Annotated in this window: 11 protein-coding genes; 9 read left to right on the top strand and 2 right to left on the bottom strand. The window is 38.4% G+C overall.

Annotated features, from left to right (window positions below; translation table 11 throughout):
* The 8 genes from glpK to E1140_RS05775 all read left to right on the top strand — a co-directional run.
* On the top strand, positions 1-1,454 hold a 1,454-nt coding region (gene glpK, locus E1140_RS05740), incomplete at its 5' end, for a glycerol kinase GlpK (RefSeq protein ID WP_155180123.1).
* On the top strand, positions 1,454-3,103 hold the full coding sequence (locus E1140_RS05745; RefSeq protein ID WP_155180126.1) for a glycerol-3-phosphate dehydrogenase/oxidase: 1,650 nt from the start codon (positions 1,454-1,456) through the stop codon (positions 3,101-3,103). The genes glpK and E1140_RS05745, both read left to right, overlap by 1 nt.
* Positions 3,104-3,130: 27 nt before the next feature.
* Positions 3,131-4,042 carry an ROK family protein gene (locus E1140_RS05750; RefSeq protein ID WP_155180129.1) on the top strand — a complete coding sequence of 304 codons (912 nt, stop codon included), beginning with the start codon at positions 3,131-3,133 and terminating at the stop codon, positions 4,040-4,042.
* Between the two features lie 246 nt (positions 4,043-4,288).
* Positions 4,289-5,272, top strand: coding sequence for a 6-phosphofructokinase (pfkA, locus tag E1140_RS05755; RefSeq protein ID WP_155180133.1), 984 nt, complete (start codon positions 4,289-4,291; stop codon positions 5,270-5,272).
* Complete coding sequence (locus tag E1140_RS05760) at positions 5,272-6,123, top strand: hypothetical protein (RefSeq protein ID WP_155180136.1); 852 nt, start codon at positions 5,272-5,274, stop codon at positions 6,121-6,123. Before pfkA ends, E1140_RS05760 begins: the two co-directional genes overlap by 1 nt.
* Complete coding sequence (locus tag E1140_RS05765; RefSeq protein WP_155180139.1) at positions 6,120-7,097, top strand: ROK family protein; 978 nt, start codon at positions 6,120-6,122, stop codon at positions 7,095-7,097. Before E1140_RS05760 ends, E1140_RS05765 begins: the two co-directional genes overlap by 4 nt.
* Before the next feature lie 94 nt (positions 7,098-7,191).
* Positions 7,192-7,545 (top strand): TerB family tellurite resistance protein, encoded by a 354-nt coding sequence (locus E1140_RS05770; protein ID WP_155180143.1) that lies wholly within the window; start codon positions 7,192-7,194, stop codon positions 7,543-7,545.
* 15 nt (positions 7,546-7,560) lie between these two features.
* Complete coding sequence (locus tag E1140_RS05775; RefSeq protein ID WP_155180145.1) at positions 7,561-7,995, top strand: tellurite resistance TerB family protein; 435 nt, start codon at positions 7,561-7,563, stop codon at positions 7,993-7,995.
* Between the two features lie 24 nt (positions 7,996-8,019).
* Here the strand turns inward: E1140_RS05775 and E1140_RS05780 are convergent, their stop codons facing one another.
* A complete protein-coding gene (locus tag E1140_RS05780; RefSeq protein ID WP_155180147.1) occupies positions 8,020-9,411 on the bottom strand; it encodes a sodium-dependent transporter in 1,392 nt (463 codons plus the stop codon).
* Between the two features lie 96 nt (positions 9,412-9,507).
* Positions 9,508-10,806: a cation:proton antiporter gene (locus tag E1140_RS05785; RefSeq protein ID WP_155180150.1), complete on the bottom strand. Its 1,299-nt coding sequence runs from the start codon at positions 10,804-10,806 to the stop codon at positions 9,508-9,510.
* 190 nt (positions 10,807-10,996) lie between these two features.
* Here E1140_RS05785 and E1140_RS05790 point away from each other — a divergent pair.
* Positions 10,997-12,263 (top strand): TonB-dependent receptor (locus E1140_RS05790; protein ID WP_155180153.1); only part of this gene is annotated, 1,267 nt, incomplete at its 3' end.

The raw sequence follows: 12,263 nt of genomic DNA on the forward strand, positions 1-12,263 counted from the left end.
CCACAAGTTCCAGAGCCGTTTTGTTTGATTCAAATGCAAAAATGGTAGCTATGGAGCAGCAGGAATTTAAACAGTATTTTCCTAAATCAGGATGGGTAGAACATGATCCCGAAGAGATATGGTCCTCACAAAGTAAAGTACTGATTGATCTGATTGAAAATAATAGTATTAACCCGGCTGATATAGCTGCTGTTGGCATTACTAATCAGCGAGAGACAGCAATTGTATGGGACAAAAACACAGGCAAGGCAGTTTATAAAGCTATTGTCTGGCAGGATAAAAGGACATCAGGATTTTGTGATAAGCTTAAAGCGGAGGGATATGAACCTTATGTTTCCGAAAACACGGGCTTAGTCCTGGATTCCTACTTTTCGGGTACTAAGGTTAATTGGATATTAAACAATGTTGATGGAGCCAAAGAAAGTGCCGCACATGGTAATCTTAAATTCGGCACTGTGGATTCATTGCTGGTATGGAAACTTACCAAAGGCGAAAAGCACGTTACTGATTGTACTAACGCCAGTAGAACCTTGATGTACAATATCAAATCATTGAAGTGGGATGCTAAGCTTTTGGAAATGCTGGATGTTCCAGCGTCTATGCTTCCGGAAGTCAAATCTTCGGCCGATCATTTTGGCGATTGGGAATACAAAGGGGTGAAAATTCCAATTCATGGGATAGCAGGAGACCAGCAGGCAGCATTATTTGGTCAGACTTGTTTGGAGCCGGGCATGGCTAAAAACACCTATGGTACAGGCTGTTTTATGCTCATGAATACTGGTAAAGAGGTTTGTAAGTCTAAAAATGGACTATTGAGTACAATAGCTTATGGTATTGATGGTGAAATAATATATGCACTCGAAGGTAGCGTGTTTATAGCAGGAGCCGTAGTTCAGTGGCTAAGGGATGGCTTAGGGCTTATAAAATCGGCAGACGAAACTGAAGCTATGGCTGAAAGTGTGAGAGATAATGAAGATGTAATAATGGTGCCGGCATTTACTGGTCTGGGAGCGCCTTATTGGGATCAATACTCCCGCGGGGCTATTTTTGGTTTAACCAGAGATACTAATCCTGCGCATTTGGCTAAAGCAGCTGTTGAGTCAATGGCCTTTCAGACTAAGGATATTTTAGATGCCATGCAAAAGGATAGTGGAATAACATTAGAAGAGCTGAAGGTAGATGGTGGAGCAGTTGCCAATAATTATTTGATGCAGTTTCAGGCCGATTTGCTTGGTGTAGGAGTTGTTAGGCCTGCATTTACAGAATCGACTGCTTTAGGAGCAGCGCTACTAGCAGGGTATGGTGCAAAATTATTCGATAAAAATAAACTTCAGTCTATACAAGATGTTGATAAGGTATATAAGCCCAACTGGCCTGATGAAAAAAGGAAGAAACGGTACGGACAATGGCAAAATGCTGTTAAAAGAACATTTAACTGGTTAGATAAAGAATAATGAATTTATTCGATGCGCGAAATAGAGATGTACTGGTAGAACACCTAATGTCTGAAAAATATGACTTAATCATAATTGGAGGAGGTATTACAGGTGCAGGTATTGCCTTAGATGCAGTATCCAGAGGTTTGAAAGTGGCGCTAGTGGAAAAAAGTGATTTTGCCTCTGGAACAAGTAGCAAATCCACCAAACTTATACATGGAGGGCTGAGATACCTAAAGCAATTTGAAATAGCTCTGGTTCGTGAAGTTGGTCATGAGAGAGCCATAGTACACCATCTTGCTCCTCATCTGGTAAAGTCTGAGAGAATGCTCTTACCATTGATAAAAGACGGCACTTATGGTAAAATCATGACTTCAGTGGGGTTAATGGTTTATGATGTGTTGGCAGGTGTTGAGAAGGTAGATCAGCGTAAAATGCTAACGAAAGAAGAGACGATGGAGAAGGAGCCTCTTCTTCATGATGAAAAAATTGAAGGAGGAGGTATTTATGCTGAATACCGTACTGATGACGCAAGACTGACCATAGAAGTATTAAAAACAGCGGTACAAAAAGGTGCGCATATTATTAATTATGTCGAGGCTACAGATTTTACCTATAATGATAACGGCAAAGTGAGTGGCATTAAGTGTCTTGATCATCTTACGGGAAAAACCTTTGAATCTCATGCGTCTTATACGATTAGTGCTGCGGGGCCTTGGGTTGATAAGCTCAGAGAAAAGAATAAATCGCTGAGTGGGAAAAAACTTCACCCTACTAAAGGAGTGCATATTGTTTTGCCGTATGAAAAATTTCCGGTTAAACAGTCTGTATACTTTGATGTGCCTGATGGCAGAATGATTTTTGCCATTCCCAGAGATCGCGTTACTTATGTTGGCACTACTGATACAGATTATTTTGGTGACTTGGATGATGTGAGAACGGCGAGGAAGGATGTTCAATATTTGATTGATGGGGTAAAACATATTTTTCCGGATATTCAGCTTGATATTGATGATGTAGAATCAAGTTGGGCAGGCTTAAGGCCGTTAATAGAGGAAGAGGGTAAGTCTGCCTCTCAATTGTCTAGAAAAGATGAGATTTTTGAGTCAGAAAGTGGCTTGTTGTCTATAGCAGGGGGAAAACTGACAGGTTATAGAAAAATGGCAGAAAGAATCATTGACAAGCTTAGTAAAAGACTTTCTGAGAAGGGTCATCGTATTATTGGTCCTTGTATAACCGAGAATCTTATACTTACAGGGGGCACCTTCAAAAATGCCAAAGAAGTTAGATCATATGAATCCACAGTTAAGCAAAGGGTTATTGCAAAGGGGTTAGATCCGTATTATGCTGAGTATTTAGTGGGTAATTATGGGAAACAGACAGATGAGATTTTAACTATTTCAGATGTAATTAACGAAAAGGATGCTGAAATAGTTTTAGCGCTTGCGGAGTTGCAATGGACGATTGAAAATGAATGTGTCCTCTCTGTTTTAGATTTTTTCGAAAGAAGAACTGGCAGATTGTTTTTCAATATTAAGACCATTGAGAAGTTGAAAGAGTCCGTTTTAGATCATATGACGAAATGTTTTAATTGGGATAAGGCTAGGATAGAGCAGGAGAAAGAATGGTTAAATAAGGAATTGGAAGTAGCGAGTGAATTTACGTAATTAGGCATTATTTAAAGTATTGAGTATATGAGCGCAGATAATTATCTATGGGGTATTGACCTTGGTGGAACAAAGATTGAAGGAGTTATAATTGATCGGAATGATTTCAATAAAATAATCTTCAGAAACAGGATTGATACCGAAGGTGATAAAGGTTATGATCATGTCCTTTCAAGAATAAAGATTCTTGTTGACCTTATGGAAAAGGAAACAGGTGCTCAATGCGAAGTGCTCGGCATTGGTACTCCGGGTGCAATAGATCCGCATACAGGGCTTCTTAAGAATAGTAATTCAACCAGCCTTAATCACAAACCTTTTTTAGAAGATTTAATAAGTGTACTTGAAAAGGAAGTTGTTATTGCTAATGATGCTAATTGCTTTGCTCTTGCTGAAGCAAAATTAGGTAGCGTTCAGGATATAGCACCAAACGCAGAAGTTGTATTTGGTGTTATCATGGGCACAGGAGTTGGAGGTGGCGTAGTGGTGAATGGTAAGGTGGTTAAAGGTTTTCAGGGCATAGCAGGTGAGTGGGGGCATAATTTTCTTGATACTTCAGGCGGACCATGTTATTGTGGTAAATCTGGTTGCGTTGAAACCATACTGTCAGGACCATCGCTTGAGCGATTTTATGAGTCGGTAAGCGGATCTAAGAAGAAGTTAAAAAATATAGTAGCTGATCTGGCTACTGATAAATATGCTAAGGACACTATTGATCGCTTACATCATTTCTTTGGTATAGGCATATCAACAATCATTAATACTTTAGACCCTGAAGTGATTGTTATAGGTGGTGGGGTAGGCAACATAACAAGCATTTATACAGAGGGGGTTGAAAAGGCCAAGGAGTTCACTTTTAATACACGATTCGACACTCACATCATTGCTCCTAAGTTAGGAGATAGTGCTGGTGTATTTGGTGCAGCCTTGTTAACACTTTAACCGCTTTTAACGAACATCATAACACTTCTCTTCTTAACTCAATTAGCTGAGTAATATAATCTATTCGCTGCTCTCAACATTTGTGCAAAAACCTTTGCAACAAGGCTGAAAATTATTTTCATTCATTGAATTCATTTCAATCGATTGCGCCAATAGAATTGCCATTTTTACTTGAAATTCAGTACAAATTCATGGTTATTGCATTGTTATCTTCATTAATTTTAGCAAAAAAATAACCTTGACTTAATGAGTAAAGAGATTAATAATATTGCAGTTTTTACCTCAGGAGGAGACGCTCCAGGAATGAATGCAGCGATAAGAGCGGTGGTAAGAACAAGCATTTATTACAATAAGAAGATATACGGTATTTATCGCGGATATGAGGGTATGATTGAAGGGGATATTGAGGAATTGGATGCACGTTCAGTTGGCAATATTATTCAAAGAGGTGGTACTATCCTGAAATCAGCAAGAAGTGATGAGTTTCGAACTAAAGAAGGTCGTCAAAAGGCTTGTGATCATCTTAAGAAAAAAGGCATAGATGCCCTTGTTGCCATTGGTGGCGATGGAACATTCACAGGCCTTCATAATTTCTATTTAGAGCATAAAATGCCTGTTATTTGTATTCCTGGTACTATAGATAATGACTTGCCAGGCACTGATTTTACCATAGGGTATGATACAGCCACTAATACGGTTGTAGATGCAGTAGATAAAATTAGAGATACCGCACTTTCGCATAACCGATTGTTTTTCATCGAGGTTATGGGTAGAGACTCTGGTTATATTGCCATCAATTCGGGGATAGCCGGGGGAGCTGCCGCGATTATCATTCCGGAAGATGAAATGACAATTGACCAGCTAGTAGCTAAGCTGGATAAGGGTGTGGAAAGCAAAAAGAGCTCGAGTCTTGTAGTAGTTGCTGAAGGTGGTAAATTGGGGAATGCTCTTCAAATTGCAGAAGAGGTTCACAAACGATTCCCTTATTATGATACTAAAGTGACCATATTAGGCCATTTGCAACGCGGTGGATCTCCAACTTACTTTGATCGAGTATTGGCCAGTAAAATGGGAGTGTATGCGGTGGAAGGTATCATGGCTGGTAAAACAGATGTGATGGTTGGTATTCAAAATGGCATTACAGTTTACAATGATTTCGAATCTACCATGGTTAAAAATCATGAGATAGAACCAGAAGCATTAAGAATCTCTAAGATACTCTCAATTTAATGGTACTAGTTGGCATCAGCGGATCGAGCAAGTGCGACTGGCAGCTCATTGAAGATGAAAAAACCATTGGTTTTTTTAGCACTGGAGGGCTGAACCCTATTTTCCATAATGAGGAGGAGATATATCAGCTATTTACATCCATTCCTGAGCTAAAAGATAAGAAGATGGAAGTTGCCTACATCTATAGCGCTGGCTGTGGAAGTAAGAACTTTCAGAACGTCATTTCAAGAGCTTTTACGAGAGCCTTTCCTAAAAGTCAATATTATGTAAACCATGATATTGTGGCTTCTGCATTGGCTACATATGAAGGCGTTGGATCAATATCTTGCATATTAGGTACAGGTTCTAACGCTTGTTACTTTGATGGAGATATAGTTCGACAAGAAACACCAGCATTAGATTATGTTTTGGGTGATGAAGGCGGAGGCTCAAGTTATGGTCGCCAATTGCTTCATGCATACTTATACAAAACATTGCCAAAGGATCTTGATAAGGCTTTTACGGAGCAATTTCATCTTACCAAAGATGAAATTCTTGAAAATGTATATATGAAGCCTTATCCAAACGTTTATTTGGCCTCATTCATGAAATTCATTCAGGAGTACAAGGAACATCCTTTTTTTATTGAAATGATAACAAGGGGTATGGGCGAGTTTATGGATTTGTATGTAACAAAGTTTAGTAAATATGAATCTGTGAGAACACACTTTACAGGTTCTATTGCGTATTTCTTTTCAGATATTTTGAAAGAAGTAGCAAAAGAGAAGGGTATAGAAGTTGGTAAAATAATAAAAGAACCGATAAACGATTTGGTTCAATATCATTTAAACAAAAGATATAATTTGTCATGATTGAGTTAATAGTGGGTATAGACATAGGAGGGACATCTACGAAATTCGGTTTGGTTGATCTAGATGGAAAGGTTCTTTATCAATCAAAAATACCTACCCAAACCCATGAGGATTTTAGAGACTTTATCAAGGAGCTTTCTGATTCAATAAGAGTAGGTGTTGATAAAGTAGGAAATAACGGGAAAATCATAGGCATAGGAATAGGTGCTCCAAATGCAAATTATTACCGAGGTACTATTGAACATGCTCCAAATCTTAATTGGAAAGGTGTTATTCCTATTGTGGACATTATCAGAGAAGATTTTGATGTGCCTGTTCTTGTTACAAATGATGCGAATGCTGCAGCCATGGGCGAGATGATCTATGGCAATGCCAAAAAGATGAACGACTTTATTGTGATTACTTTGGGTACCGGGCTGGGTGCTGGTATTGTTTGCAACGGTAAGTTAGTACACGGACATGATGGCTTCGCAGCTGAGTTGGGGCACGTAATCATTAACCCAAGAGGAAGACAATGCGGCTGTGGTAGGAGAGGATGTTTGGAAACTTATGTATCAGCAACAGGTATAAAAAGGACTGTCTACAAGATGTTAGCAGATCATATGGAAGACAGTGAACTAAGAGGCATAAGCTTCCATGATTTATCAACCAAAATGATAGCCGAGTCAGCATTACGTGGCGATTTGGTTGCTAAGGATGCTTTTGAATATACTGGGCAGGTGCTAGGTGCTAAACTGGCTGATACTGTGGCTCATACTGATCCTGAAGCTATATTCTTATTTGGAGGACTTTCTTTGGCGGGAGATTTAATATTCTCACCAACCAGAAAATATTTAGAAGAAACACTTATGCCTATCTACAAGGGCAAAGTGCAGGTTCTACCTTCAGGCCTGCAAAACCAAAGCGCTCCAATACTAGGAGCTAGCAGCTTGATCATTGATTATTTGAATTCTGAGGAAGCAGTAGTAAGATAAATCTGTTTTAAGCGCTTGACAATCATTCAATTATTGAGGTAATTTTATTACTTTTAGTATTTAGAGCTTATTTATCTTATTTAAATCGATTTCCTTGAGAAATATTAAATTGGAGCACTTTCAAAATCTAGTGTCAGTTGCTTATGCAGATGGCCATTTTGAAGAAGAAGAAAAGGAGTTTTTGGAAGAGCGTGCTGAGGAGCTTGGTTTGCCTGCGGAAGATGTTACCAGAATATTGAAAAACCCAACGGAGTTGGATTTTGTTGTTCCTGATGACATGGATGACCGTGAAGAACAACTAGCTGATGTAGTGTTTATGTCAATGGTTGATGGAGATATTGAAGATAAGGAGTATGACCTTTGTCTAAATATCGCTGAGCGACTTGAGTTGAAGAAAAGTGACCTTGATGAGGTGATAGCTCTAACTAGACGTTTGTGGAAAACATAATATTAACTTAATAATATGATCGGCTTTTTTGAACATCAATATCTTTCTTTTAAGAAGAATCACCTTAAAAATCTTATTTCTTTAGCTAAGGCTGACGGTCACCTTCACCCTGATGAGGAAAAACTTATTTACAAAATTGGTGATAAATACGGTTTAAAGGATCGTCAAATTGCAAGCTTATTAAGAAGTAACAAGAAAAATGATCTTCATATACCAGATAACCATGATGAAAAAATGGATCAGCTGTATGATGTGATCATGATGGTCTATGCTGATGGTATTGTGGAGGACTCTGAGATTGAGTTCTGTAATGATCTGGTAGATCAGTTTGGCTACAATCAGGAAATTGTAAGTTGGTTAATTAACCTTTTTGATGAAGGTAAAATTCCTACTCAGCCTGAATGGAAAGAATTAAAAAAAGAGGCTGAAACAAAGTTTCAAGCCTCTTAATTGTTTTCTTTTAGCATTCTACCCTTAGATCAGGTTTATTCCGAAGAAGGTACCCAGCACAGTAAGTACAAATAAAGTCCCCAATACAATTGGAGAAAGATAGCTAACTGCGAAGTTCAGATACTTCTGAATAAATGAACCTTTGTATCCAGGTGCTCCCTGAGCGAGTTCTTCATCAAGGTTAGCTTTCTTCCAAACATGACCAGCAAAGAATGCTATTAAGCATCCACCAAGTGGTAACAATGTGTCATTAGCCACGTGACCAACGAATGATAAGAAGTCTGTAGCACTTTCTGCACCTACATAAGTAATAAAGTTTGAGAAGAATTCTGAATAACCATTTCCTAATAAAGAAGGGATTCCTATTAAGTAAATAAGTCCTGCAACTAGCCAAACAGCTTTACTTCTCTTTATATTTTTCTCGTCAACAATATAAGATACAGGCACCTCTAATAATGATACTGTAGACGTCAGTGCAGCAAAGCATAACAGTATAAAGAAGGTTGTACCTACAACAGCGCCAAGGGTTCCGCCAATTGTTCCAAAGATTTGAGGAAGAGTTACGAATATTAGTGCTGGTCCACGGCCAACATCAGTCATAGCACCTTCAGTCATGTATCCGATAAGAGGGAAGATCATCAAACCAGCAATTAAAGCTATACCGACATCGGTGAGAGTGATTAATGCTGCAGATGATACGATGTTGTCATTTTTGCCAACATAACTTCCATAAGTTATCAAAGCCCCCATTCCTAAAGAGAGTGAGAAAAAGGCCTGTCCCATAGCGTTATAAATTACCTTTCCATTAAGCTCAGAGAAATCTGGCACCAAATAGAATTTAACACCAGCCATAGCATTTTCAAGTGTCAAAGAATAGATAACAAGAGAAACGATCAGGAATAGTAGTGTAGGCATCAAAAGCTTAGCTGCTTTCTCAATACCACCAGAAATACCTTTTGATACTACATAAGCAGTAGTAGCCATAAAAACAAAGCCGTATGCACCTACTTTAAATACATCAACTATAAACTCACTGAAGTGGTTGGCGATATCAAAATTACCTACTGCCATTTCAAAGATGTAACCAAAAGCCCAGCCGGCAATTACATTATAAAATGAAAGAATTAGAACACCACAAAGGATTCCCATCTTTCCAACAATATTCCATTTTTTGAATCCGAGGTAGTCAAATGCGCCAACTGCATTCTTTTGACTTTTTCGACCAATGGCTATTTCAGTAACCATAACGGGGAAGCAGAGGATGAAACAAAATAATAGGTAGATAACTACAAATGCGGCACCACCACCTTGTCCAACTTCATATGGGAACCCCCAAATGTTTCCCAACCCAACTGCAGAACCTGCTGCAGCCATAATGAATCCAAGCTTACTCGAAAAGCCTCCTCTATTAGCCATAATTTAATAAAAATTTAACAGGCTGTAAATATGTATAAATTTTTCAGGATTAGAAAAGGAATATCCACATCCGGCACGTTGACTACAACATTTAATTTAATCGGCACTTTCTTTTACCTGTTTATTATTTTTCGCAGCCAATTTGAAAAGTTTATCTACAGTAAGGCCTTGCACTACTATTGAAAATAAAACTACACAATAGGTCATTGTGATAATGATGTCAACAGTCTTAGCGTCAATTAAAAACCCATGATTTTCCTTATAAAGAGATAACGCCAGCGCAACAGATATTCCACCGCGCAAACCACTCCATGTTAGTATCCTTATGGTGTATTTAGGAAAGTGCCTTTTTATTCTCATTATTGAAAGAGGTACGCCAACTCCTAATAGTCTCGCTAATAACACTGCTACAATAGCAATACCTGCTGCATAGAAGTAATCCATTTCGTAGTTAATAACAATTATCTGAAGGCCAATAAGTATGAAAAGTATGGCATTCATGGCTTCGTCCATTAAATGCCAGAACTTATAAACATACTCACCGGCTGCATCTTCATCCACTTTCGCAATCCGACCTTTCCTTCCAACAAATAATCCCATAACTACCATAGCTAGTGGACCAGATACGTGTAAAAAATCTGCAACGCTTGCGCCACCAAGAACCATGGAGAGCGTAACTAATACTTCTATTTCAGTATGCTCATTGTCAATTATCTTCAACAGGCGAAGACCTACATATCCCAACAATGCTCCCAGGGCAATTCCACCTACTACTTCAATTCCGAAAAGTTTTACAACTTCTATAGCTTCAAAATTTTCAACACCACCAGCGGCAACGCCTAAAATTGAAAGAAACACAACAACTCCAATGCCGTCATTGAATAAAGATTCACCAGCAATTTGAGATTCTAAGTTTTCAGATACTACTGTCTTTTTGATCATAGCAAGTACTGCAATAGGATCGGTAGGGGAGATTAATGCTCCGAAAAGCAAGCAGTAAATAAAATCCATTGGTAGACCTAAGTAAGGCAAAGTCAGGTACATGGCTCCACCCACTATAAAAGTTGAAATGAGTACCCCCACTGTTGCAAGTATTAGAATTGGCCATTTCTCTTCGCCTAGTTTATTGAGGTTAACATCAAGTGCACCTGCAAAAAGCAAGAAACTAAGCATAACCTGAAAGAGTACCTTAGAGAAATCATACTCAGTCATAAGGTTGGTTGCCAACTTATTCAGCATGCTAAAAACGTATTCGCCACCGATTATAAATAGGGAAAGACCAAGTGCAAGCAGCATCAGGCCTATTGTCGATGGGAGTTTTAGATATTTCACATTGATCAATGTGAAAAAAGCAGCCATGATAATAAGTAAGGTGATAAAGTCTAAAACTTCCATACTAAGACAAGTGGTTTAAAAAAGTGAGTTAATAACTGGAAAAGATAGAAAAGAATGGTTTTAATAAAAAGTAATGCTGTCATTTAATTAAGTATAAATCAATGTCAAAAATATGTGCAAAAGACAATTGAAAACTTATACATTTGAACAGGTAAACACATTAGCTTAAAACGGTGTTATTAGATCAGCTATGAATGAACTCCGCAAATTAACAATTAAAGAAAAAGCTCTTCAAATCAATTTAAGGAGAGATATTTACGGATCATTTGCAGAGATTGGAGCCGGTCAGGACGTGGCAGCCAATTTCTTTAAAGCTGGAGGCGCATCAGGCACAGTAGCCAAAACTATGTCGGCCTATGATATGAGTTTTAGTGATGCTATCTATGGAATGAGCGACAGGTATGTTTGCGAACCCAGGCTGCAGAAGATGCTTGAACATGAGTATAGTTTACTTCTTGAGCGTTTACCTCACCTAGCCGAAAACACTACTTTTTTTGCTTTTGCAGACACGTTGGAAGCTCTTAATTATGAGCGTACTAATAAACCCCATGGCTGGATTGGTCTGAGGTTTCAAACTAAACCTGGCGGTGATTATAATGAGTGTATTCTTCATATTAAGATGCGCGATAATGATGCGCTTCTTCAGCAACAGGCGGTCGGTATTGTTGGAGTAAATCTGATTTTTGGATGCTTCTTTATTACTGATCCTGAGGAACTTCTTGTTTCGTTAGTTGATGGGCTGGCACATGGCAGAATCGGTATTGATATGTTTAGGCTAAATGGGCCTGATTTTGCTCATGTTGACAACCGTTTGATGAGTTTGAAGTTGGTGAAGAATGGTTTGACCAGAGCAGCTATGTTTGGGCCAAATGCTGATGTATTACAACCATCTGAGGCACTTTATAAGAAAAATGTTCTCGTGTTAAGAGGTAGGTTCAGGCCTGTAACTCATGTGAATGTTGATATGCTGCTTACAGCAAGAAGGCATTTTAAGCGTGAACCGGATGTTGATAAATCTAAGATAGTTGTACTAACTGAGATAACCCTTAATGATCTTAGAGCTGACGGAGAAATTGATGATGTTGATTTCTTAGCGAGGGTTGATATTATCTGTGCTCTAGGACAAAATGTAATGATCTCAAATTACCCTGAGTATTATAAGCTGGTTGACTATCTCTCGGCTATTACAAGAGGCCGCAAGATTGGTATCATCTTAGGTATTTATAATCTTCAGCGTGTTTTCGAAGAGAAGTACTATACCGATCTGAGAGGAGGGGTATTGGAAGCCTTTGGCGCCTTGTTTGGTAACAATGTTAAGTTGTATGTCTATCCTGCTTTAAAAGCTAATTCTAAAGAAGTTTATACCTTAGATAATTTTGAACTTCCTGAAAATCTAAGAGGTCTTTTTGATTTCTTAATTATGAATAATAAACTGGAGAATATCAATGGTGCTAATA

The organism is Fulvivirga lutimaris (assembly GCF_009711525.1).
Taxonomy (GTDB): Bacteria; Bacteroidota; Bacteroidia; order Cytophagales; family Cyclobacteriaceae; genus Fulvivirga; species Fulvivirga lutimaris.